Origin of the sequence: Streptomyces pluripotens (assembly GCF_000802245.2) — a bacterium.
Classification (GTDB): Bacteria; Actinomycetota; Actinomycetes; order Streptomycetales; family Streptomycetaceae; genus Streptomyces; species Streptomyces pluripotens.
Genome location: NZ_CP021080.1, coordinates 3531192 through 3554719 on the forward strand (window position 1 = coordinate 3531192; position 23528 = coordinate 3554719).

Sequence of the window (23528 nt, forward strand, 5' to 3'; positions counted from 1 at the left end):
GCGCCCCCTGCGCTGTCGTGCGGCTTGCTCAGCCGTTCTTGATGCGGTTCGTCAGCTCGGTGACCTGGTTGTAGATGGAGCGCCGCTCGGCCATCAGCGCGCGGATCTTCCGGTCGGCGTGCATGACGGTCGTGTGGTCCCGTCCGCCGAACTGTGCGCCGATCTTCGGCAGGGATAGATCGGTCAGCTCACGGCACAGGTACATGGCGATCTGCCGGGCGGTGACCAGTGCGCGCCCGCGTGAGGTGCCGCAGAGGTCTTCCACCGTCAGCCCGAAGTAGTCCGCGGTGGCCGCCATGATTGCCGTGGCCGTGATCTCCGGCGCGGCGTCCTCCCCGCCGGGGATCAGGTCCTTGAGGACGATCTCGGTCAGGCCCAGGTCCACCGGCTGCCGGTTGAGCGAGGCGAACGCCGTGACCCGGATCAGCGCGCCCTCCAACTCACGAATGTTCCGCGAGATGCGTGAGGCGATGAACTCCAGTACCTCCGGGGGCGCGTTCAGCTGCTCCTGGACAGCCTTCTTGCGGAGGATCGCGATGCGGGTCTCCAGCTCGGGCGGCTGGACATCGGTGATCAGCCCCCACTCGAAGCGGTTCCGCAGCCGGTCCTCGAGCGTGACCAGTTGCTTGGGCGGCCGGTCACTGGACAGCACGATCTGCTTGTTGGCGTTGTGGAGCGTGTTGAAGGTGTGGAAGAACTCTTCCTGCGTCGACTCCTTGTCCGCGAGGAACTGGATGTCGTCGACGAGCAGGATGTCCATCTCCCGGTAGCGCTTGCGGAAGCTGTCGCCCTTGCCGTCGCGGATGGAGTTGATGAACTCGTTGGTGAACTCCTCCGAGCTGACATAGCGCACCCGCGTACCCGGGTAGAGGCTGCGTGCGTAGTGCCCGATGGCGTGCAGCAGATGCGTCTTGCCGAGTCCTGATTCGCCGTAGATGAAGAGGGGGTTGTACGCCTTCGCAGGTGCCTCGGCGACGGCGACCGCAGCCGCGTGCGCGAAGCGGTTGGAGGCGCCGATGACGAACGTGTCGAACAGGTACTTCGGGTTCAGCCGCGCCGTCGGCTCACCGGGACCGCTCGACGGGGACGGCTGCGCGGCAACCGAAGCCGGGGCACCCGACACGGATGCGTCTGGGCGACCGGGCCCTCCACGGCGCGCCGAGCCGCCGCCTGCCGGCTGTTCGGGCAGCTCACGGCGGACGGCGTCGCGCTGGTCGTAGTCGGTACGGGAGGGGTCGTACTCGGGGCGCCCGGCGTCGTAGTCCGGGCGGGACGGCTCGTAGTCCGCGCGCGGGCCGTCGTACTCGCCCCGCTGCGGTTCGTACGAGGGCCGGTCCATGCCCTGCGGGCGGTAGTCAGGGGACGGCGAGCCGTAGGAGTCCGGTCCCGAACCGTAGGGGGCCTGGGAGGACGGTGAGGCGTAGGGGTCCCGCTCCGGGAAGCCCAGCCGCGGCTGCTGCCAGCCGTACTCGTCCCGCTGGGGGCGTGGCCAGGCACCGGGTTCGGGGCGCTGGTACTCGGCCGGGTACGCGGGCCGGGCGGTGGGGAGCTGGTCCGCGCCTCGGTGCCGGCCGTAGCCCTCGTACGGCCCGGAGGGCAGCTCCGGCTCCTCGTAGCGGGGCGTGGCCGACTGCTGGGTGGTGGGCGTGGACGGCTCGCCCGCCGAGTCGTCCACGGTGATCGCGATGCGGATGGGGCGGCCGCACTCACGGCTCAGGGTCTCGCTGACAACCGGGGCGAGACGGCCCTCCAGCACACCCTTCGCGAACTCGTTCGGCACGGCGAGCAGGGCGGTGTCCGCCACCAGTGCGAGCGGCTGGCAGCGCCGGATCCAGTGCTCGTCCTTGGCCTCCACACCCTGTCCACGGCCTTCCCCGAGTAGCTGCTCCAGCACGCGTGGCCACACTGCGGCAAGATCGGCAGGTACGTCAGCCACAGGGCACGCTCTCTCACAGGTCCCACGAACGCGTGATCGCGGAACGGGTCGGGGGGTACGTCAGGGGATGCGCCGGGGGCACATCGGGTCCCCGGCGGGGCAAACCCGCCGGGGCGGGGGACAAAAGAACGAATGGGAGTTCAGCCACGGTAGTCAGCGCGGCGGGTACGGTTCAAGTTGTTGTCCCCAGCCTGTGGATAGTGTCTCTCCATGACCTCCGGTTTGACCGGATGGCGTAGCCCCGCGTACCGTGACCAGGTCGAGTTGTCGATGGCTGCTGCCGCCTGCCTCCGATGGGCACAGGTCACTTCAGGTGATCGGGAAGCGGTGCACTCGGGCGTGACGAGAGCTACTCGTGGGCGCACGGTGACAGCCAGGACGGCACCCCGCCACTACCGATTTCTTCTGGAGCCCCCGAGTGAGCAAGCGCACCTTCCAGCCGAACAACCGTCGTCGCGCGAAGACCCACGGCTTCCGGCTGCGTATGCGCACCCGTGCCGGCCGCGCGATTCTCGCGTCCCGCCGTAGCAAGGGTCGCGCCCGTCTGTCCGCCTGATCCCGATCAGGTCATGACGTCGTGCTGCCCACCGAGCACCGGCTGAGGCGGCGCGAGGACTTCGCGACCGCGGTACGACGAGGTCGTCGGGCAGGCCGTCCGACTCTCGTCGTCCACCTTCGCAGCGGTTCCACGGACCCGCACGCGCCTGGGGAGAGCGCTCCCCCGACGCGTGCGGGTTTCGTCGTGAGCAAGGCCGTGGGTGGTGCGGTGGTACGCAACAAAGTGAAGCGCAGACTGCGTCATCTGATGCGTGACCGAGTCGCCCTGTTTCCTCCCGGTAGCCTGGTAGTCGTACGAGCGCTGCCCGGATCGGGCGACGCGGACCACGCACAGCTGGCCCAAGACCTGGACGCCGCTCTCAAGCGGCTACTGGGAGGGGGCGCGCGATGAAGTACCCACTGCTGGCTCTGATCAAGCTGTATCAGTGGACGATCAGTCCACTGCTCGGGCCGGTGTGCAAGTACTACCCGTCGTGTTCCCACTACGGCTACACGGCCATTGACCGGCACGGTGCGATCAAGGGAACGGCACTCACCGCCTGGCGCATCCTCCGGTGCAATCCGTGGTCGCTCGGTGGTGTGGATCATGTTCCGCCGCGCAAGCGTCCGCGGTGGCACGAAATGCTGCGCAACGCTTGGCGCGCACGCAAGGGCGGGCCCTCCGCCGCCGAACCGGCCACCGAAGCGAAGCCTCCTTCCGAGCTTCCTCCGAGCCCGGCCGCAGAGACCTCGTCCCATGTCCAAGGAGCATGATTAGTGGACACGATTGCCAGCCTCTTCAGCTTCATCACGACACCCGTTTCATGGGTCATCGTCCAGTTCCACACCGTGTACGGCGCCATCTTCGGCCCCGACACCGGGTGGGCCTGGGGCCTGTCCATCGTGTCCCTGGTGATCCTGATCCGCATCTGCCTGATCCCGCTCTTCGTGAAGCAGATCAAGGCGACCCGGGCTATGCAGACGCTCCAGCCCGAGATGAAGAAGATCCAGGAGCGCTACAAGAACGACAAGCAGCGTCAGTCCGAAGAGATGATGAAGCTGTACAAGGAGTCGGGTACCAACCCGCTCTCCTCGTGCCTTCCCATCCTGGCGCAGTCCCCGTTCTTCTTCGCCCTGTACCACGTGCTCAACGGCATCGCCTCGGGCCAGACCATCGGCGTCATCAACGAGAGCCTGCTGCAGAGTGCGCAGAAGGCGCACATCTTCGGTGCTCCACTGGCCGCGAAGTTCCTGGACAGCGCCAGCACGGTCGAGAAGCTCGGCGCTTCGCTGACCGACGTCCGGGTCGTCACCGCCATCATGATCGTTCTGATGTCGGCGTCGCAGTTCTACACCCAGCGCCAGCTGATGACGAAGAACGTCGACACCTCGGTGAAGACCCCGTTCATGCAGCAGCAGAAGATGCTGATGTACGTCTTCCCGATCATGTTCGCCTTCTTCGGCATCCGCTTCCCCGTCGGTGTCCTCATCTACTGGCTGACCACCAACGTATGGACCATGGGCCAGCAGATGTACGTCATCCACAACAACCCGACCCCGGGCTCCAAGGCCCAGGCCGCCTACCTTGAGCGTCTGACCAAGCACGTGGAGCACCACGGCAAGGTGCGTCGGCGGAGTGAGAAGACCATCATCAAGGCGATCGTCGCCAAGGGCCGCGACCGCAATGAGTTCGAGCGCAAGTTCGTCAACTCCCTGAACAAGGTGGGCCTCGCTGCCCAGGCCGACGGCAGTGTGGTGAAGAGCACTGCACCGGCCGCGGTGCAGACCGAGGACGGCGTGACCACGGAAGCCACCGCCGTCCGGCGCCAGCAGCCCAAGCGTCAGAGCAAGGCCCAGCGCCAGTCCGGTGCGCCCCGGCAGGCCGACGACTCCCCTTCGCTGGAGAAGTCCGACGCACCGCATGCCGCCAAGCCCGCTGCCGCCAAGCAGCCCCAGAAGCCGGGCTCCGGCACCCGCAGCAAGGCCCAGTCCGGCCAGCGCAAGGGTGGACCGCAGAGGCCCAAGTCCCCGTCCAAGAAGTAAGAAGGAGCCCATCCCGTGACGGAAGGCACCACCTCCGCTGCTGCCGAGGGCGCAGACACCCTCACCCGCCTGGAGCAGGAGGGCGAGATCGCGGCGGACTATCTGGAGGGTCTGCTGGACATCGCCGACCTCGACGGCGACATCGACATGGATGTCGAGGCTGACCGTGCTTCTGTGTCCATCATCAGCGATACCGGTGGCCGTGACCTGCAGAAGCTGGTCGGCCGGGACGGCGAGGTGCTGGAGGCGCTGCAGGAACTGACGCGCCTGGCTGTGCACCGGGAGACCGGGGATCGTAGCCGGCTGATGCTGGACATCGCGGGGTACCGGGCCAAGAAGCGGTCGGAGTTGTCCGAACTGGGGGCCAAGGCCGCAGCCGAGGCGAAGAGCAGCGGGGAGCCCGTGAAGCTCAAGCCGATGACGCCGTTCGAGCGCAAGGTCGTGCACGATGCGGTCAAGACCGCGGGACTGCGCAGTGAGTCCGAGGGCGAAGAGCCGCAGCGTTTCGTCGTTGTGCTTCCCGCCTGATCGGCTTCACACGTTCCACCGGCCCCGTCTGTTGAGCAGGCGGGGCCGAACTTTGTCAGCCTGGTAGTTCTGGTGGTCGGCGTGTGAAACGCCGGCGCTGTACGGAAGGACGGTCCCCGTGACGGAGGCAGCGGAGCTTCCCCCTGCGCCCGAACAGGCGCGGGTAGTGTTTGGCGATCGCTTCGCCGATGCGGTCCGCTACGCGGAACTGCTCGCTGAGGCGGGCGTGCAGCGTGGTCTGATCGGCCCGCGCGAGGTCCCCCGCCTGTGGGAGCGGCATCTGCTGAACTGTGCGGTGCTCTCTGAGGCGGTCCCCGAGGGAGTGACGGTCTGCGACGTCGGCTCCGGGGCCGGACTGCCGGGCATTCCTCTGGCCCTGGTCCGGGAAGACCTGAACATCACCTTGTTGGAGCCCCTGCTGCGACGCACTAACTTCCTCACGGAGGTCGTCGAGCTGCTGGGCCTGGACCATGTCACCGTGGTGCGTGGCCGGGCGGAGGAGGTTCTGGGCAAATTGCCGCCGGTCCATGTGGTGACCGCTCGTGCGGTGGCCCCGTTGGACCGGTTGGCCACGTGGGGGATTCCGCTGCTGCGTCCGTACGGCGAGATGCTCGCTCTCAAGGGTGACACCGCGGAGGAGGAACTAAAGGCCGCGGCCACCGCGCTCAGTAGGCTCGGCGCGGTGGAGACCTCCATCCTGCATGTGGGCGAGGGAGTGGTGGATCCGTTGTCCACCGTCGTTCGGGTTGAGGTCGGGGAGAGCCCGGGCGGTGTGCGGTTCGCCGCGAAGCGGGCGAAGGCAGCCCGGACAGGTCGTGCGCGCAGGCGTCGTTGAATGGCTCCGGAGCTCCTCTGGCGTACCCAGCTCCGTACTGATCCGTCCTGACAGCGAGACATACTCCACACTAGGTGCTAAACCCCCCTAAGACGGAGTGTCGCGAAGAGTCGGTCGCCACCGCTGTGCATCGTGTTTCACGTGAAACGTCGCTCACTGTTGCACGGCATCATCAGTCGCGGGCGCGCTGCGGCCGAACCTCGCGACCGTAAGCCTCTCGGTTCGCTCGGGGAGGGTTCCGTATATCCGGACACTCCGTCTCCCCCCAGAGGTACGGAGTTGTCCACAGAGGTGGATTTCTCCACAGAAGGCCAGGCCTCACTGGTTCACAACCCCGAAGACATGGGAGGCTCTGTTCATCGTGAGCCTGAAGTCGAGGAGAGTGAATCCTTGCGGTCCGACGCTAACATCGCGGGACCGATGACCGATCCGGTCCCCGGTCCCCGTACCGAGTCGATGGGGGTGGATGTTTCACGTGAAACACCGCCCCCAATGGACGACACCTCCATCGGTCGTGCGGCCCAACTGGCGGTGGGGGCCGTCGGTCGCGCCGGCGAAGTTTTGCCACGGCCGGAACAGACCCGAGTCATCGTGGTCGCCAATCAGAAGGGCGGTGTGGGCAAGACGACGACGACCGTCAACCTTGCCGCTTCGCTAGCTCTGCACGGTGGCCGCGTTCTGGTGATCGACCTCGACCCTCAGGGCAATGCCTCCACAGCCCTGGGGATCGACCATCATGCCGAAGTTCCCTCGATCTATGACGTGCTGGTGGAGAGCAAGCCTCTCGCCGATGTTGTTCAGCCCGTACCCGATGTTGAGGGTCTCTTCTGTGCTCCCGCCACCATTGATCTCGCCGGTGCAGAGATCGAGCTGGTGTCCCTGGTGGCCCGGGAAAGCCGGCTGCAGCGTGCGATCCAGGCGTATGAGCAGCCGTTGGATTACATCCTCATCGACTGCCCGCCCTCACTCGGCCTGCTGACGGTCAACGCATTGGTCGCGGGGCAAGAGGTTCTCATCCCGATCCAGTGTGAGTACTACGCGCTGGAGGGCTTGGGCCAGCTGTTGCGTAACGTCGACCTGGTGCGGGGACACCTCAACCCCACGCTGCATGTGTCGACCATCTTGCTCACCATGTACGACGGCCGGACACGTCTTGCGTCCCAAGTCGCGGAAGAGGTGCGCACCCACTTCGGTGATGAGGTGTTGCGGACGAGCATTCCCCGCTCGGTACGCATCTCCGAGGCACCGAGTTACGGGCAGACGGTGCTGACGTACGATCCTGGATCGAGCGGCGCTCTCTCGTATCTTGAGGCAGCACGAGAAATCGCGCTGAAGGGCATCGGCGTCAACTACGACGCGAGCCAAGCCCACCTGGGCACCGAGAACGACGCGAGGATGGTGGAGGGGATCCAATGAGCGAGCGACGAAGGGGGCTGGGCCGAGGCCTTGGTGCACTGATCCCCGCTGCCCCGGCCGAGAAGACTCCGGCTCCAGCGGCACTGGGCGGGGGAGCCAGCTCCTCCGCAGCCGCTCCGGTGCTGACGACCGACCGAGGGGTGGCCGCGGCGAAAGTTGCCACACTGCCGTCTGTTTCACGTGAAACAGACGGCAGTGTGGCAAGCCCGGTCGTGGGGGTGCCCACGCCCCCGGTGGGTGCCCACTTCGCCGAGATTCCCCTCGAAGCCATCACGCCGAATCCGCGACAGCCCCGCGAGGTCTTCGACGAGGACGCGCTTCACGAGCTGGTGACCTCCATCAAGGAAGTCGGTCTTCTACAGCCCGTTGTTGTGCGGCAGCTGGGATCCGCCCACTACGAGTTGATCATGGGTGAGCGGCGCTGGCGAGCCTGTCGCGAGGCAGGCCTGGAGGTCATTCCGGCCATCGTCCGGGCGACCGACGACGAGAAGCTCCTCCTGGACGCGCTGCTGGAGAACCTGCATCGCGCGCAACTGAACCCGATCGAAGAAGCCGCTGCGTACGACCAGCTGCTGAAGGACTTCGACTGTACGCACGACCAGCTGGCCGACAGGATCGGGCGTTCTCGTCCGCAGGTTTCCAACACCTTGCGCCTGCTCAAGCTTTCGCCGGGCGTTCAGAAGCGGGTGGCCGCTGGGGTTCTCTCAGCCGGCCATGCCCGAGCGCTGCTGTCCGTAGAAGACTCGGAAGAGCAGGACAAGCTGGCACATCGCATCGTGGCGGAGGGGCTGTCGGTGCGGACCGTGGAAGAGATCGTGACACTGATGGGCTCACGGCCCCAGAGGGCCTCGCGGTCCAAGGGCCCCCGGGCCGGTTCGGTTCCCTCCCCAGCACTGAGTGAGCTAGCCACCCGGCTCTCAGACCGCTTCGAGACGCGAGTGAAGGTCGAGCTGGGACAGAAGAAGGGGAAGATTACCGTTGAGTTCGCCTCTCCGGAGGACCTTGAGCGCATCCTGAACGCGCTTGCTCCTGGCGAGAGGCTGGCTCTGGTGAAGAGCCTGCGGGACGAAGACACCGAGGAGAAGGACGACTGATCCCTTTCCGTTCCCTATGACTTCGCGCAGGAGCGGGCCGTGCCTGGTGTACAGCGGACACGGCCCGCTCTTTGCGTTGAGGCGCTATCGAGCACATCGCATCGTGGATACGATGCGGAACGGGTATGGCGCATCCACCGGACAGCATTTGCGTTTCTGAGTGGGGAGACGGGGGCCATGCGATCGATGAGCCGCACGGGACTGGTGAAGGCGGGCCTGGGCCTGGGAGCGGTCGGCGGATTCGTCGGCAGCCTACTCAGGGAATGGAGCGCACTGACAGCCGCTCGCGATGCGGCGGGTGAAGGAAGCGAGGAACAGCCTTCATGGGGCGTCGGCTCGTGCCGCTCACGCTGGACAACCTTCAGGACCTTCCCGAGCGCTGCCGCTCGTGCGTCTTCTGGGAGCTGGATCCCGTCAGCGGCGAAGCGGCGGTAAAGGCGGGCACCTCCGCGGTGGAGAAAGAGGCCTGGATCTCCGCTGTCCTGCTGGACTGGGGGTCGTGCGGACGCGTGGTGTATGTCGACGACGTGCCGGTGGGGTTTGCGCTCTACGCTCCGCCCGCCTATGTCCCGCGCTCGACGGCCTTTCCTACCAGCCCGGTTTCTCCCGACGCCGTGCAACTCATGACGGCCTTCATCATGCCCGGGTACCAGGGACGAGGGCTGGGGCGAGTTCTCGTCCAAACGGTTGCCAAGGATCTGCTGCGCCGGGGCTTCAGGGCGATGGAGGCTTTCGGCGATGTTCATTGGAGGGCATCAGCCTGTCTGCTGCCAGCCGACCATCTTCTGGCAGTGGGTTTCAAGACGGTCCGGCAGCATCCGTCACATCCCCGACTGAGGCTTGAGCTGCGATCCACGGTTTCCTGGAGGGAAGACGTGGAAATGGCGCTCGATCGGCTCCTCGGGGCGGTTCACAAGGAGCCGGCACTGCGACCGCTGTAGAGCTTGGTCAGTGACGGCGGCCCGGCCGGCGAAGCGGCGATCAATGAAGCGGTATAAGTGAATGGGCCAACCTTGAGGGATTGGCCCATTCGTGTTTCACGTGAAACGTCACCCGGCGATGAACTCTTCGAGTTCGCGGATGAGCGCGGCCTTCGGCTTGGCTCCGACGATGGTCTTGGCGACTTCACCACCCTGGTACACGTTCAGGGTTGGGATGGACATGACGCCGTACTTGGCTGCCGTACCCGGATTTTCGTCAATGTTGAGCTTGACGATCTCAAGCTTGTCGCCGTGCTCAGCGGCGATCGCCTCCAGGGACGGGGCGATTTGGCGGCAGGGACCGCACCAGGCAGCCCAGAAGTCCACCAGGACGGGCTTGTCGTTCTTGAGAACGTCCTGTTCGAAGGAATCATCGGTCACACTTTTCAGGGGGCCAGCCACGGCGGGCTCCTTACCTAGATCGGGTGGTGAGGCGAGGGAAGAGGTAGGTCAGAGGGCGGCGGACTTCTCGGGCTCCGCCTTGCCCTCGTCAGCACGGGCGGCGAGGAAGCGCTCGGCGTCCAGAGCAGCGGAGCATCCGGTACCAGCCGCAGTGATCGCCTGGCGGTAGGTGTGGTCGACCACATCTCCGGCCGCAAAGACACCGTTCACATTGGTGCGGGTGGACGGAGAGGCGACCTTGAGGTAGCCCTCCTCGTCCAGGTCCAGCTGCCCCTTGAACAGTTCGGTGCGCGGGTCGTGGCCGATTGCGATGAACAGGCCGGTCACGGGCAGATCGGACAGCTCACTGGTCTTGACGTTGCGGAGTTTCAGGCCAGAGAGCTTCTGATCGCCCTGAACCTCAGCAACCTCGCTGTCCCAGACGAACTTGATCTTCGGGTCGTTGAAGGCACGCTCCTGCATGGCCTTGGAGGCGCGCAGAGTATCCCGGCGGTGGACGATCGTCACCGACTTGGCGAACCGCGAGAGGAAGGTGGCCTCCTCCATTGCGGTGTCCCCGCCGCCGATCACGGCGATGTCCTGGTCCTTGAAGAAGAACCCGTCACAGGTGGCGCACCAGGAAACCCCGCGGCCAGAGAGCGCGTCCTCGTTCGGCAGGCCGAGCTTGCGGTGCTGGGACCCGGTGGTGACGATGACGGCCTTCGCACGGTGGATCGTGCCCGCGCTGTCGGTAACGGTCTTGATCTCGCCGCCCAGGTCGACGGAGACGATGTCGTCCGGAACCAGTTCGGCGCCGAAGCGTTCGGCCTGGGCGCGCATGTTGTCCATGAGGTCAGGTCCCATGATGCCGTCGCGGAAGCCCGGGAAGTTCTCCACCTCGGTGGTGTTCATCAGCGCGCCACCAGCAGTGACTGCACCCTCGAACACCAGGGGCTTCAGCGACGCGCGCGCGGTGTAGAGCGCCGCCGTGTACCCTGCGGGCCCGGAGCCGATGATGATCACGTTACGGACGTCGCTCACGGCTAGATTCCTCGTCTCTGGTCTGCGTCATTCGACCGGTGAGAGCACCTTCCGGAACTCTCACCCCACCCAACGGATCCTACGGGGCGCACATTCCCGGTGTGTCCGGGCACACGCATGCTGCAGCGGAACCCTCGGAGTGCTTCGGCAGGCTCAGGGGCGAGCGAAGGACTGCTGCAGGAGCACCTTGCCGGTCGAGCCGGGCTGCTGGCGGACGCAGGTCGCATCGACCACGTAGGCCGTGACCCGGGCGCTGTCCTTGGTGTCGGGCACCACGACCAGATAGGCGGCCTTCCCGTTGTAGGTCCCCGTCTTGGCACCCAAGACGGTGTCACTTCGATGGACGGCCTGCCGAACACAGTCGGGAACGGCGGCGGTCTGGATCAGAGTGTTCGCCTTCTCGGTCGGACCTGGATCGCTCTGCTCCGACTGGACACCCATGTGCGATCGCCCGCTGTCCGTTCCTCGCTGGGGGCTCTTCTGGGTGGTGAGTAGCCCCTCCACCTGGCTCTGAAGGCTGTCTCCGGAGAAAGGACCGACCGAGGAGCTTGGCTGTTCATGGGCGGTGGTGCGGGAGGACTGGCCAGCAAGTGACTGCAGTATCACTGAGCCTGTCCCGAGGACGGCTACCGTGAGGATGGCCCCGAGAATGACACGCCGTCGGCGCCGGCCTCGCTCGCGGCCCTTGCGTCCCGGCCCCGTCGCCACTTGCGTCCGTCCGGCTGGGCGGACGGACGGTGCCGCTGTTTCACGTGAAACATGCCGCTTGTCGTCTTCATGGCGTGATTCGGGCGAACCGGAGATCTGCATATCTGCCGCGGCAGCGTTGAGCAGTGCCTCCGCGGCGAGGGCAGCGTCGATGCGACCGGCCACATCGGCTGGCATGCGCTCCGCGCCCGGTACTGACCCCAGCAGCCCTCGGATCTCCTCCAGCGAGGCATGTACATCCGCACACAGCTCGCACGTGTCCAGGTGGCGCCGCACATCCGAGCTGCGTTCGGGAGGGAGGAGGCCTTCGGTGAGGTCAGAGATCTCCGCGACGTCCGGGTGCCCGGCCGTGTCTGTCAAGGAAGTCACGCTCGCCCACCTCCGCCCTTCACTACGGCTGAATCGCTTGGTCCGGTGTCCTCGGAACTTCTGCTGGGAGGCCTCGTTGCCGGTGGGACGGATGTCCCGTGTACCTGGTTCCGTCCGGGGGCGGACTCTTTTCCGCCCCCGACTCCATGGGGCCGTAGATGGGTGAGTAGGGGCAGAAGCCTGGCTCTGCCCCGGGAGCAGCGGCTCTTCACCGTTCCCGCTGGTGCATCCAGGATGCGAGCGGCTTCCGCGACCGGGTATCCCTGCATGTCCACCAGGATCAGTGCCGCACGCTGATCATGCGGAAGCGTGGCGAGCGCTTCGAGGAGCTGCCGGTGCACATCGTTCCGCTCGGCCGGCGCCGACGCAGACTCGTGCGGTTCAAGCAACTGCTCGAGTCGTTCGGTGTCGTCGACGGGCGCGGTCTTCCGTGAGGCCGTCTTACGGGCACGGTCCAGACAGGCGTTCACCGTGATCCGGTGCAGCCACGTCGTGACGGCTGATTGTCCACGGAAGGTGTGAGCCGCCCGATAAGCCGATACCAGAGCGTCCTGCACCGCGTCGGCGGCTTCCTCACGGTCCCCCAGGGTCCGCAGCGCGACCGCCCAGAGCCGATCCCGATGCCGTCGCACGATCTCGCCGAAGGCATCGGGATGGCCTTCTACATGGCGGGCGAGTAGATCCTTGTCGCTCACCCCGTCGTATCCGGCGCCCTTCGCCATCTGCCCCCTCCGCTCCGGGTGAGATGTCAGCCCGTGAACTTCACTTCGCTGATGGCCTGCTTGTATCCGGCCCCGGCGTACAGGGCGGCGTCATACCCTGACTTCGGCACCGCTGTCAGCCAGACCAATACGTACTGGGTCTTGACCGACTTGGTGACATTCACGGTAGCGGTGGTGCCCGTCGTCGTGACCTTGCCGATCTGATGCATTGAGCCCAGCGACGGCGGGGTCAGCGAATCGGCCGCGTACAGCTCGACGGTCGTGTGGTCGCCCGGGTACCGGAGATCGATGGTGGCAGTGCTGAGCTTCCTGGCTGAGCCGAGATCGTAGACGATGCCGACACCCGGCTTGAGCGGGGCGATCGAAGGGCCGTCGTTGAAGCTCTTGGTCCTCCAGTACGTGGATGCGTCACCGTCGTAGGTTTTCCGTACGTCGTTGGGGTGCTGGGGGTCCCCCTTGGCGACGAATTCCTGACTGTTCTGGATCTTTATCGGAGTCGGCTTCGGCTTCGCGGGATTCTTGTCGTTGGCGCCCGTCTGCTGACTCTTGTTGGTGTCCTCGGGCTTGCCTCCCTGATCCATCAACGCGTCCGCCAATTGCCAGCTGCCCAGGCCGAGGGCGGCGATGAGGAGCGCTGACACCGCCCACTTCAGGGCCTTTCCGGTGCGGCTCTGCAGCGGGGGCGGCGGGGCTGCGATCGGCTGGGCGGCGCCGGGGTGCGGTGCCGGGCGGCCGTAGGTGCCCTGCTGGTAGGTCGTGCGCTGGTATTCCGGCGGGGCCGTGAACGCCGGCTCGGGCGGGCGGATGCGCGGCATCTCGCCGATGGCCTCCACCAGTTCCTCCGGCGTGGTGCACGCAGCCTCATGGCGCGATGCGGTGGCCCCGTCGTTGGCGAGAGCGCGCATGGTCAGCTCGGACAGGCCGCGGTGGACTCCGGCACGCACCTGGTCCGGGGGGATGAGGCCGATGTGTTTGGGGAGGCCGGACAGGCCATAGGCGTCGTTCTCGTACGGCCAGCGTTGGGTCAGTGCCGCGTACAGCAGAGCGCCGATGGCCTCGGTGTCGGTGCGCTGCGGGGCGGCGCAGCCGATGCCGCGCAGCGCGGCGTTCACGGCGAGGCCGCGGATGCGCCACTGGCCGGTGGAGGTGCGCAGGACGGCGTTCGGGTTGAGTCGCAGATGGGCGAGGCCTTCGCGGTGCGCGGCGGCCATGGCGGAGGCGATGTGACTGACCATCTGGTAGGTTTCGTGCGGTTCCAGCGGGCCGGCCGTGAGAAGCGTGGTCAGCTCTGTGGCATCGGGCAGCCACTCGTGCACGACGTAGACGAGGTCGTTCTCCTCGACCGCATCGAGGACCTGCACGAAGCGCGGATCGCCGAGCAGCGCGGAGGAGCGGGCGGCGGCCAGTACGGAACGAGCTCGTGCGTGGTCCGCGGGCAGTACATGGACGCCGACGGCACGCCGGAGTTTCTCGTCGACCGCACGCCAACTACTGAATCCGTCCAGACGGGTGACGCACTCCTCCAGCCGGTAGCGTCTGGCGAGCTTGTGACCGCTGTGCAGTTCGGGAGGCGAGGCCTGCTTTCCGGGACCTTCGATTGCGCCGCTCCCCTGCGTCTCATCGCTGTCCGTGTCCCGCTCTGGGTTCTTGGCCACCCCGTCGGCCGTGGACTGGTCCGCCTTGGCGGTCAGCGGCTGCTCACCGCTGTTGTCTGCCACGTCGACGGCAGCTGTGCTTCGTTCCGCCACCGTCGTCCCTGCCTCCCCATCCGTTGCACGCTGTTCGACGCCGAAACCAATTGTGCCCACAGTCCGCCGCTATGCACGACACACAGCAGCGGACGATGGTTGTGCGCTTACCCCCGCCTCAGCGTCCCAGTCGCCCGCGAACCATTCCCACGAGGGAGTTGAGTTCCTCGATGCGCATACGGCGGGCGGCGATGTAGAAGACGCCGAGCAGCACGGCTCCGCCGGCTAGGAGCGCGGCGAAGGAGCCGATGGCGCCCTGGCCGAGGGTGTGCCCGATGCCGTAACAGGCCGCGCCGCTGAGCAGAACCGCCGGTACCGAGGCGATGCCCAGACGAGCGTAGGTCCGCAGCACCCTGGCTCCGTCCAGGTCGCCGCCCAACCGCTTGCGCAGCCGCTTCCAGGCGACGCCCACACCGATGGCGTAGGCGAGTCCGTAAGCGGTGGCCATACCGGCAACGGCCCACCGGGGTGGCAACAGGAAGTAGCAGAGTGCGGAGGCGCCTGCGTTGACCGCAGCCACGATGACGGTGTTGTAGAAGGGGGTGCGGGTGTCCTCGTAGGCGTAGAAGGCACGCAGGACGACGTACTGCACGGAGTAGGGGATCAGGCCGAGGCCGAAGGCCATCAGCATGAAGCCCATGTTGGTGGCCGCGCTGGTGCCGGCGGAGCCGAAGATCAGCGTGCACATCGGGATGCCGAGGGCGAGGAAGCCGAAGGCAATGGGCACGATGGCGACCGCCGTGGTGCGCAGGCCCTGGGAGATGTCGTCGCGGACGGCACCGCCGTCGCCCTCGGCGGCCGAGCGCGAGATGCGCGGCAGCAGCGCCGCCATCAGGGACACCGTGATGATGGCCTGGGGCAGGCCCCAGATCAGCTGGGCGTTCGCATAGGCGGCGAAACCGGTGCCCTTGATGCCGGAGTCCTTGCCGGCGGCGGTCGACAGCTGGGTCACGACCATGGCGCCGGCCTGGTTGGCGAGGACGAACAGGACCGTCCACTTGGCGAGCATCGCGGCCTTGCCCAGGCCGTGCCCCCTCCAGTCGAAGCGCAGCCGGATCCGGAAGCCCGTCTCCTTCAGGTAGGGGATCATCGCCAGCGCCTGGACGACCAGGCCGAGCAGTACACCGATACCGAGCAGCCGCTGACCCTCCGGCGGGATGCTGGTGACGGACATGTGTGAGTGGGCGGCGGTGCCGTAGACCCAGATGAACATGCTGAGCGTCACGATGATGACGATGTTGTTCAGGACCGGAGTCCACATCATCGGGCCGAACTTCCCGCGGGCGTTGAGGATCTGGCCCATCACCACATGGATGCCCATGAAGAAGATCGAGGGCAGGAAGTAGCGGGTGAAAGTAACCGCCACCTCGTTCGCCGCCGGATTGTTGGCGATGGGGGTGGACAGCAGTCGCACCAGGAGGGGCGCCGCGAACATGGCGAGGCCGGTGAGCGCGGCCAGTGCCACCATGACGAGGGTGAGGAGACGGTTGGCGAAGGCCTCCCCGCCGTCTTCGTCCTCCTTCATGGACCGCACCAGTTGCGGCACGAAGACGGAGTTGAGTCCGCCACCTACGGTCAGGATGTAGATCATCGTCGGCAGCTGATAGGCCACCTGGAAGGAGTCGGCGAGGACGTAGAGGCCCAGGGACGCCGCGATCAGCGCGGAGCGGACGAACCCGGTGAGGCGGGAGATCATCGTGCCCGCCGCCATGACGGCACTGGATTTGAGCAGGCCCGCAGCCTTGCCGGGCTTCTTCGCGGGCGCGGCAGGGGCCGCGGGATCGGCGGAGCCGGCCGGTCCGGCCGACTCCGCGGCACCGGTCGGGGCAGGCACCGGGTTACCGGCAGTAGAGGGAGCGGCCGGGTAGGCCGCCGCGGCATACGGGTTGCCCTGCTGCGGCCCCTGCCCGAACTGCGGCGGATACTGTTCCGCGCTTGCCTGTGTCGCCCCTCCTGGCCCGGTGCCCGGTGCAGCGGTCGGTCCCGGGACGGCCCTGGGCTCCATGGACACGGGCCCGCCGCTCTGCTGCTGGTCCTTGAAGAGGTGTGCGAACGCGTCCGGCTCGTGGTACTCCTCGCCGGAGTGCGCCATCAGGTCGTCCACCCCCACGAACTGGGTCGTTCGCGGATCGTCGCCGTAGGGCAGGTACCGGTTCCCGCCCTCCGGCTCCGGTGCCGGAGTCTGTGCCCACACACGCGGGTCGGGAGCGTACGGCGACTGGGCCGGCTGCGCGTACAGCGGCTGCTGGTCGTGGCCGCCGAGGGGCGGCGGGTGCGCGGCGCGGTCGTAGAGCGCCTCGGCGACCGGGTCCTGGGCCGCCAGGTCGTGCGCCCGGTAGGGATCCTGTTCGTAGGCGTCCTGGAGGTACATGTCCCCCGCGTGCTGCGGCGGCACCTGGCCGGGCTCGGGCGGCGTCTCGGGGTAGCCCGAGCCGGCCGCGCCCTGGCCGCGATCACCGTCGTACGGCGCGTTCATGCTTACCCCACCTCATCGTCCCGGGCCCACCGGCCACGACATCGCTCAACGGTCCACTCTCTCACCCGATTCGGACGGGTCGGCGCTTTCCGGTGCGGTGTCCGGCGCAGGGTCACTCGGCTGCTCCGGGTCGTCTGCCTCGGAGGCAGAGCCGGACTTGCCGGTGAGACGGTCTGCGGAGCTGCCAGGGTTCCCGGGTTCCTCGGTGTCCTCCGTCATGGTGCCGGCGCCGCCCTCCTCGGCTTGGCGGGCGGCCGCCCGCTTGCGCTGGGTGTACATCCGGAAGCCGGCGAGGACCAGCAGGAGTACGCCGCCGCCGATGACCAGCATGACCGTGGGTGTGACCTCGGTGACCTTCACATCGAAACTGACCGGGGAGCCGTACATCTGGCCGTCCTCCGTATACAGCTGTGCGATCACCGTGACGCGGCCATTGGCGTTGGCCGAGGTGGTGAACTTTACTGACTGGCTGTGCCCGCCAGCGACCTCCACAGGCTGTCCGTAATAGGCCTTGCCACCGATCTTCAGACGGGTCGGCATGGTCGATGTGAGACGGAGGACCAGGTGGCCGACGGGCTGGACGAGATTGTTCTGGACGGTCACGGGGATGGTGGCGCTGCGGCCGGAGAGTTTGGTCTCCGACTTGTCGATCAGCTTCACCTGGTCGGCGAGGTCGTCGAGCCAAGCCTCCACACCGTCCCGGTAGCCATCCGCCTTGTCGCTCCGCCCGCGCCACGATGTGGACATCTCACGGTTTATGGCCCGCCCGAACGGTGTGACCACGCGAGACGGGTCGGAGAGGATCACCTGGAAGTTGCCCAGCTTGTCCTGGGTGCGTGCGATCTGCTCGAAACCCGCCTTCGGTAGCTCTTGCCGGCCTAGCGAGGACGGATAGACAGACCTCGACGGGATGCGCGTGGTGGCGTTGGGATCGGGCTTGTCCTTGGCCGCTGCCGTGAGGTCCTGGGGCTGGGACCAGGTGTTGCCCTGGAGCGCCCTGAGCGCGGCTGCCATGGCCTGTGCCTGGCTCGCGGTGGGCATGCGCTGCGGGGCCACTACGATGCTGCGCTGCTTGTCCGTCTGAGCGTTCAGTTCAAGGCTCTGGGCCAGGAACTGCTGAATGGCGAGCGTGGTCGAGTTCGCCCTCGTCAGGTCGCCCTCGAAGGCGGTGGACAGCTCGGCGTCGGAGACCACCGCCGTGGTGCCAGCGCCGACCGGGCGGGCCGCGGAAGGCGTATAGGGAAGCCTGGAGCTCTCCCGCAGGCTGTCGCTGCGGGCGATCACCCGGTCGGCCCCGGCCGAGGTGGCGACCTTCATGATCGATGGATCTACTGCGCCGTCGACAGGCCAGGCGAAGTCTGTGCTCGGTGTGACGTGGAGCACGGTCTTGACGGTGGTGGCGGCGACGTCAGTGGCGTCCTTGAGGTGGCTCAGCGAGCCGGTGACGTTGGTGCCGTTGTGGGCGAGAGAGGCCAGGTCCGGATCAGCAAAGGGCAACGCGACGACCTCCTTGCCGGTCACCGCCGCCTGCAGGTTCGCCAGCCACTGCTTGGCGATCGCCTGATGAGCACGGGAGCCGGCAGTGGTGCCACTTCCCTCGCCCTGGATCCGGTAGTTACCGGCCGCCATCGCATCCACCGAGGCCAGCAGGTCCGGATCGATCACCCAAGTGATGTCCAGGCTCTTACCCAGGTCCACCATCTCGGCCAGCCGTCCGCCGGGCGCGAGCTCCTTGGCGAGGTCGTCGTTGAGGAACACCGGTGTCTGCAGCTCACCGGCGCCCGTCTTGGCGGTCATGTGGACAGTGGACAGCAGGGGCCACAGGAACGTTGTCTTCGTCCTGGTGTCCGCCTCGGACGGCTGCCACGGCAGAAAGGTCCGCCGGACGCCGAGTAGCTGCTGCCAGTGCTCTGCGGAGGTCTGACCGGACAGCGTGACGTCGAACTCGTAGACGCCGTCATTGCCGAGGTCGAGCTTGTCCACGGGGACGGAGATACTGAAGTGCTCAGCGACGCCCGGAGACAGCGTGGCGAACTTCTGCTCGTACTTGCCGCCGACCTCGGAGCCAGCAGCATACTGAAGATCGGTGGAGTGGCGGGCGGTGGCGCTGATGGCCGCGCGGGTGTTCAGCAGGGGTCCTACCCTCAGGCCTACGTGGGCACTGGTGACGGCACGCTTGCCATTGTTGGTCACCGTCCCGGAGACCGTGAGTGTGTCGCCGTCCGTGGGGACGCTGGGGCTGAACGAGTCCAGGGAGACGGATACGGTACCCGAGGAGACGGCCTGCGCCGGCGCTGCGAGGGGCAGCTGGAGCAGAGCGGCCAGCAGGGGTGCACCAGCGAGCAATGCGCCGGTGCGCCGCAGCCAGCGGCGGGCAAGTGAGGCACTGGTCCCCTGGAAGTCAGCCGCCTCGGCCACGCGCTCGCCCGTCCCTCGTCGTCAGTGGTCGTCGGAATGTGCGTCCACGCATGGTAACGATGCGCGCTGAGGGGAAGTGCCGTGGTCTCCTCCACAAGATCGAAGCACAGCGGTGATCTCGTCTATATCCAGCTATCGAGCGGAGAGTAGCCGAGTGCCACAAGGGCAGCGGTGGCCGCTGTACGCCGGGAACTGCCTGTGGCGCTTCAGCGAGGGGGACGGGGTTCCGGGCTGGAGCGCTCCACGGAGCCTGGGGCACGTACCCTCTTCTGTTGTGCCGAACCCCAACGAAGACACTCCCTCTGCCCTCAGCCAGGCGCAGCAGCGCGCGGTCACCGAGCTGCTGCGGGTGGCCCCCGTTGCCGACGATCTCGCTCGCCGATTCCAGGAGGCCGGGTTCTCACTCGCCCTGGTTGGCGGGTCGGTGCGTGACGCGCTGCTTGGCCGGCTCGGCAATGACCTGGACTTCACTACGGACGCTCGTCCCGATGACGTGCTGAAGATTGTTCGGCCATGGGCGGACGCCGTCTGGGAAGTGGGAATCGCCTTCGGTACCGTCGGCGCACAGAAGGACGGTTACCAGATCGAGATCACCACCTACCGGTCGGAGGCGTACGACCGGACCTCCCGTAAGCCCGAGGTGGCCTACGGCGATTCCATCGAGGAGGACTTGGTACGTCGAGACTTCACGGTCAATGCGATGGCCGTGGCGCTCCCAGAGAAGGAGTTCATCGATCCCCACGGGGGTCTGGAAGACCTCACGGCGTGTCTGCTGCGTACGCCGGGCACGCCTGAGGAGTCGTTCTCGGACGACCCTCTCCGGATGATGCGGGCCGCACGGTTCGCAGCCCAGCTGGATTTCGTCGTTGCTACCGAGGTCGTCGCCGCTATGACGGAGATGGCGGCGCGCATCGAGATCGTCTCGGCGGAGCGGGTCCGGGAAGAGCTGAACAAGTTGGTCCTCTCTGCACGCCCGCGTAAGGGACTGACTCTGCTCGTCGATACCGGGCTTGCCGACCACGTACTGCCGGAGTTGCCGGCGCTGCGTCTGGAGAGCGACGAGCACCACCGGCACAAGGATGTGTACGAGCACACGCTGATCGTCCTCGAACAAGCGATTGCTCTGGAGCAGGGGGGTCCCGACCTCGCCCTCCGGTTGGCAGCGCTGCTGCATGACATTGGCAAGCCGCGCACGCGCCGCTTCGAGAAGGACGGCCGGGTTTCCTTTCACCACCATGAGGTGGTCGGCGCCAAGATGACCAAGAAGCGCATGATCGCCCTGAAGTACTCCAACGAACTCGTGAAGGACGTCTCGCGGCTCGTTGAACTCCATCTGCGTTTCCATGGATACGGCACCGGTGAGTGGACGGACTCGGCTGTCCGCCGCTATGTCCGTGACGCGGGCCCGTTGCTGGATCGCCTGCATAAGTTGACGCGTTCTGACTGCACGACCCGGAACAAGCGCAAGGCGGCCGCACTGTCCCGGGCCTACGACGGTCTGGAGGAGCGCATCGCCCAGCTCCAGGAACAGGAGGAGCTGGATGCGATCCGCCCTGACCTCGACGGCAACCAGATCATGGAAATCCTTGGTGTCGGCCCCGGGCCGGTCGTCGGCAAGGCGTACAAGCACATGCTGGAGTTGCGTCTGGAGAACGGACCGATGGGGCACGACGTTGCGGTGGCGGCCCTGAAGGAATGGTGGGCCGGGCAGGTTTGAGCTGAGCCTGGGTGAGCGGCGTTTCACGTGAAACACCCACGTTGGCCGTCGGTGTGCAGGGGTGGTGTTTCACGTGAAACACCACCCCTAGCTTTGTCGCACCGCTGGTCTCATCGTCGTTCGAAGTCAGCCAGGGCCACAGCAGCCCCGCCGTAGACCAGGGCGACCAGCCCCACCAGGACCGACGAGCGACCGTCCGCTGGAAGCATCAGGGCTGCCACTCCTGCCGCGCCGACGAATGCCATATTGAAGAGCACGTCGTACACGGAGAAGATCCGGCCGCGGTAGCTGTCATCGACGGATGCCTGCACGATCGAGTCAGTGGCGATCTTGGCTCCCTGAGTGGTCAGGCCAAGGATGAAGGCTGCGATCAGGAGCGGCTCAGTGGCGAATGGGAGGCCAAGGGCGGGGACCAGTACCGCTGCGGTACCGGAGCACACCATGATCCAGCGGCCGGGGCCGAGGCGTCCCGCTGCCCAGGGCGTCACCACGGCCGCTGTGAAGAATCCCGCGCCCGACAGCGCCACGGCCAACCCCAGCAGTCTCAGTCCCTCCTCAGGGGTGCCGGAGAGGGCGTACCGACACAGCATGAGGAGCAGCACCAGAAGCGCGCCGTAGCAGAAGCGCATCAGCGTCATCACGGCGAGCGCCCAAGCCGCTTCTCTGCGTGTGGGCATCCCCAGGTGCCGCATGGCCGCGGCCAGATCACGTGTCGTGCCGGCGAGCACAGCCCTCAGATGCGGCCGCAATGGTTGCCGGTCGGGGCCAAGGAGAGTGGGCGCCATGCTCAGCGACGTGAGGCTTGCGCACAGATAGAGGAGGGCGCCCAGCAGCACCACCGTGGCATTGGAGCTCGACGTCGCGAGCCGTACGGCGAAGGCGAGGCCGCCGCCGGCAGTCGCGGCAAGAGTGCCGGCCGTCGGGGACAAAGAGTTGGCCATCACCAGACGTCCGGTGTCGACCACGCGGGGCAGCGCGGCGGACAGCCCTGCGAGAACGAACCGGTTCACGGCTGTGACACACAGGGCGGAGACATAGAAGAGCCAGTCCGGGACGTTGCTGATCATCAGGACGGCGGTGACCGCGGCCAATAGGGCGCGCAGCAGATTGCCGTACACGAAAACCTGTCTGCGCTGCCAGCGGTCCAGCAGGACGCCTGCAAAGGGGCCGACCAGTGAGTACGGCAGCAGCAAGACCGCCATAGCGGATGCAATCGCGGTGGCCGATGTCTGCTTCTCCGGGGAGAAGACAACGTAAGCGGCGAGTGCGACCTGGTAGACGCCGTCGGCACCCTGAGACAGGAGACGGATGTACAGCAGACGCCGGAAGTACCGCAGGCGCAGTAGGACGCGCAGGTCACGGACGACGGGCATGTGGCACAGCCTCACACATGCGGAAGGTCCCCGGGCCAAGAAACCCGGGGACCTTCACAGCCCTGGCAGGAGCGTCTCGTGCGGGCGGCGCGGCTCAGCAGCTCAGCGCTCGACCTCGCCGCGGATGAACTTCTCCACGTTCTCGCGGGCCTCGTCGTCGAAGTACTGGACCGGCGGGGACTTCATGAAGTACGAGGATGCGGAGAGGATCGGGCCGCCGATACCGCGGTCCTTGGCGATCTTCGCGGCGCGCACCGCGTCGATGATGACGCCCGCGGAGTTCGGGGAGTCCCAGACCTCAAGCTTGTACTCAAGGTTCAGCGGGACATCACCGAAGGCACGGCCCTCAAGGCGGACATAGGCCCACTTGCGGTCGTCCAGCCAGGCCACGTAGTCGGACGGGCCGATGTGGACATTCTTCTCGCCGAGGTCCCGGTCAGGGATCTGGGAGGTGACGGCCTGCGTCTTGGAGATCTTCTTGGACTCCAGGCGCTCACGCTCAAGCATGTTCTTGAAGTCCATGTTGCCGCCGACGTTCAGCTGCATCGTGCGGTCGAGGATGACACCCCGGTCCTCGAAGAGCTTCGCCATGACACGGTGCGTGATGGTGGCGCCGACCTGGGACTTGATGTCGTCACCGACGATCGGCACACCGGCCTCGGTGAACTTGTCCGCCCATTCCTTGGTGCCGGCGATGAACACCGGAAGGGCGTTGACGAAGGCGACCTTGGCTTCGATGGCGCACTGCGCGTAGAACTTCGCCGCGTCCTCGGAGCCCACGGGGAGGTAACAGACCAGGACGTCGACCTTCTTGTCCTTCAGGACCTGGACGACGTCGACCGGCTCGGCCTCGGACTCCTCGATGGTGGCACGGTAGTACTTGCCGAGGCCGTCGAGGGTGTGGCCGCGCTGGACGGTGACACCGGTGTTGGGCACGTCGCAGATCTTGATGGTGTTGTTCTCGGAGGCGCCGATGGCGTCCGCGAGGTCCAGGCCGACCTTCTTGGCGTCGACGTCGAACGCGGCGACGAACTCGATGTCGCGCACGTGGTAGTCACCGAACTGCACGTGCATCAGGCCGGGGACCTTCGACGCCGGGTCGGCGTCCTTGTAGTACTCGACTCCCTGTACCAGCGACGCGGCGCAGTTGCCCACGCCGACGATGGCTACGCGAACCGAACCCATTCCGGTTGCTCCCTGTGTGTA

Annotated in this window: 20 protein-coding genes; 10 read left to right on the top strand and 10 right to left on the bottom strand. The window is 66.6% G+C overall.

Annotation, left to right across the window (positions count from 1 at the left end; all coding sequences use genetic code 11):
* Positions 1 to 28 precede the first annotated feature (28 nt).
* Positions 29 to 1936, bottom strand: a complete 1908-nt coding sequence (gene dnaA / locus LK06_RS15860; RefSeq protein ID WP_078858725.1) for a chromosomal replication initiator protein DnaA — start codon at positions 1934 to 1936, stop codon at positions 29 to 31.
* A gap of 418 nt (positions 1937 to 2354) precedes the next feature.
* On the opposite strand from dnaA, the gene rpmH reads away from it, so the two are divergent.
* The 9 genes from rpmH to LK06_RS15905 all read left to right on the top strand — a co-directional run bounded on the left by rpmH (position 2355) and on the right by LK06_RS15905 (position 9330).
* Positions 2355 to 2492 carry a 50S ribosomal protein L34 gene (gene rpmH / locus LK06_RS15865; RefSeq protein WP_003956500.1) on the top strand — a complete coding sequence of 46 codons (138 nt, stop codon included), beginning with the start codon at positions 2355 to 2357 and terminating at the stop codon, positions 2490 to 2492.
* A 21-nt stretch (positions 2493 to 2513) separates the two neighbouring features.
* On the top strand, positions 2514 to 2885 hold the full coding sequence (gene rnpA / locus LK06_RS15870; protein WP_071659201.1) for a ribonuclease P protein component: 372 nt from the start codon (positions 2514 to 2516) through the stop codon (positions 2883 to 2885).
* Positions 2882 to 3247 carry a membrane protein insertion efficiency factor YidD gene (gene yidD / locus LK06_RS15875; RefSeq protein WP_039655574.1) on the top strand — a complete coding sequence of 122 codons (366 nt, stop codon included), beginning with the start codon at positions 2882 to 2884 and terminating at the stop codon, positions 3245 to 3247. Before rnpA ends, yidD begins: the two co-directional genes overlap by 4 nt.
* Positions 3248 to 3250: 3 nt before the next feature.
* The gene (yidC, locus tag LK06_RS15880) at positions 3251 to 4516 is read left to right on the top strand and encodes a membrane protein insertase YidC (protein ID WP_043408658.1); all 1266 of its coding nucleotides are present in this window, start codon (positions 3251 to 3253) and stop codon (positions 4514 to 4516) included.
* Between the two features lie 15 nt (positions 4517 to 4531).
* Entirely contained in the window at positions 4532 to 5044 is a 513-nt protein-coding gene (locus LK06_RS15885; protein WP_039655577.1) for a Jag family protein, read from the top strand.
* A gap of 118 nt (positions 5045 to 5162) precedes the next feature.
* Entirely contained in the window at positions 5163 to 5879 is a 717-nt protein-coding gene (rsmG, locus tag LK06_RS15890) for a 16S rRNA (guanine(527)-N(7))-methyltransferase RsmG (protein WP_039655578.1), read from the top strand.
* A gap of 342 nt (positions 5880 to 6221) precedes the next feature.
* Complete coding sequence (locus LK06_RS15895) at positions 6222 to 7295, top strand: ParA family protein (RefSeq protein ID WP_078858726.1); 1074 nt, start codon at positions 6222 to 6224, stop codon at positions 7293 to 7295.
* A complete protein-coding gene (locus LK06_RS15900) occupies positions 7292 to 8389 on the top strand; it encodes a ParB/RepB/Spo0J family partition protein (RefSeq protein ID WP_043408663.1) in 1098 nt (365 codons plus the stop codon). The genes LK06_RS15895 and LK06_RS15900 overlap by 4 nt, the downstream gene beginning before the upstream one ends.
* 323 nt (positions 8390 to 8712) lie before the next feature.
* On the top strand, positions 8713 to 9330 hold the full coding sequence (locus LK06_RS15905; protein ID WP_039655583.1) for a GNAT family N-acetyltransferase: 618 nt from the start codon (positions 8713 to 8715) through the stop codon (positions 9328 to 9330).
* Positions 9331 to 9438: 108 nt separating this feature from the next.
* On the opposite strand, the gene trxA is transcribed toward LK06_RS15905, so the two are convergent.
* The 7 genes from trxA to LK06_RS15940 all read right to left on the bottom strand — a co-directional run bounded on the left by trxA (position 9439) and on the right by LK06_RS15940 (position 19232).
* Complete coding sequence (gene trxA, locus LK06_RS15910; protein WP_039655585.1) at positions 9439 to 9771, bottom strand: thioredoxin; 333 nt, start codon at positions 9769 to 9771, stop codon at positions 9439 to 9441.
* Positions 9772 to 9819: 48 nt separating this feature from the next.
* Entirely contained in the window at positions 9820 to 10791 is a 972-nt protein-coding gene (gene trxB / locus LK06_RS15915) for a thioredoxin-disulfide reductase (protein WP_039655586.1), read from the bottom strand.
* 153 nt (positions 10792 to 10944) lie between these two features.
* Positions 10945 to 11868: an anti-sigma factor family protein gene (locus LK06_RS15920; RefSeq protein ID WP_078858724.1), complete on the bottom strand. Its 924-nt coding sequence runs from the start codon at positions 11866 to 11868 to the stop codon at positions 10945 to 10947.
* Positions 11865 to 12590: an RNA polymerase sigma factor SigM gene (gene sigM, locus LK06_RS15925; RefSeq protein WP_078858723.1), complete on the bottom strand. Its 726-nt coding sequence runs from the start codon at positions 12588 to 12590 to the stop codon at positions 11865 to 11867. Before sigM ends, LK06_RS15920 begins: the two co-directional genes overlap by 4 nt.
* 26 nt (positions 12591 to 12616) lie before the next feature.
* Positions 12617 to 14338 carry a protein kinase family protein gene (locus LK06_RS15930; RefSeq protein WP_039655588.1) on the bottom strand — a complete coding sequence of 574 codons (1722 nt, stop codon included), beginning with the start codon at positions 14336 to 14338 and terminating at the stop codon, positions 12617 to 12619.
* Between the two features lie 118 nt (positions 14339 to 14456).
* A complete protein-coding gene (murJ, locus tag LK06_RS15935) occupies positions 14457 to 16814 on the bottom strand; it encodes a murein biosynthesis integral membrane protein MurJ (RefSeq protein WP_039655590.1) in 2358 nt (785 codons plus the stop codon).
* A gap of 45 nt (positions 16815 to 16859) precedes the next feature.
* The gene (locus LK06_RS15940; RefSeq protein WP_039655592.1) at positions 16860 to 19232 is read right to left on the bottom strand and encodes a DUF6049 family protein; all 2373 of its coding nucleotides are present in this window, start codon (positions 19230 to 19232) and stop codon (positions 16860 to 16862) included.
* Positions 19233 to 19506: 274 nt separating this feature from the next.
* Between LK06_RS15940 and LK06_RS15945 the strand changes: the two genes are divergently transcribed.
* Positions 19507 to 20949, top strand: coding sequence for a CCA tRNA nucleotidyltransferase (locus tag LK06_RS15945; RefSeq protein ID WP_039655593.1), 1443 nt, complete (start codon positions 19507 to 19509; stop codon positions 20947 to 20949).
* 110 nt (positions 20950 to 21059) lie between these two features.
* Here LK06_RS15945 and LK06_RS15950 read toward each other — a convergent pair whose 3' ends face one another.
* Positions 21060 to 22322: an MFS transporter gene (locus LK06_RS15950; protein WP_039655595.1), complete on the bottom strand. Its 1263-nt coding sequence runs from the start codon at positions 22320 to 22322 to the stop codon at positions 21060 to 21062.
* 102 nt (positions 22323 to 22424) lie between these two features.
* Positions 22425 to 23507 (bottom strand): inositol-3-phosphate synthase, encoded by a 1083-nt coding sequence (locus tag LK06_RS15955; RefSeq protein WP_039655597.1) that lies wholly within the window; start codon positions 23505 to 23507, stop codon positions 22425 to 22427.
* Between the last annotated feature and the right edge of the window lie 21 nt (positions 23508 to 23528).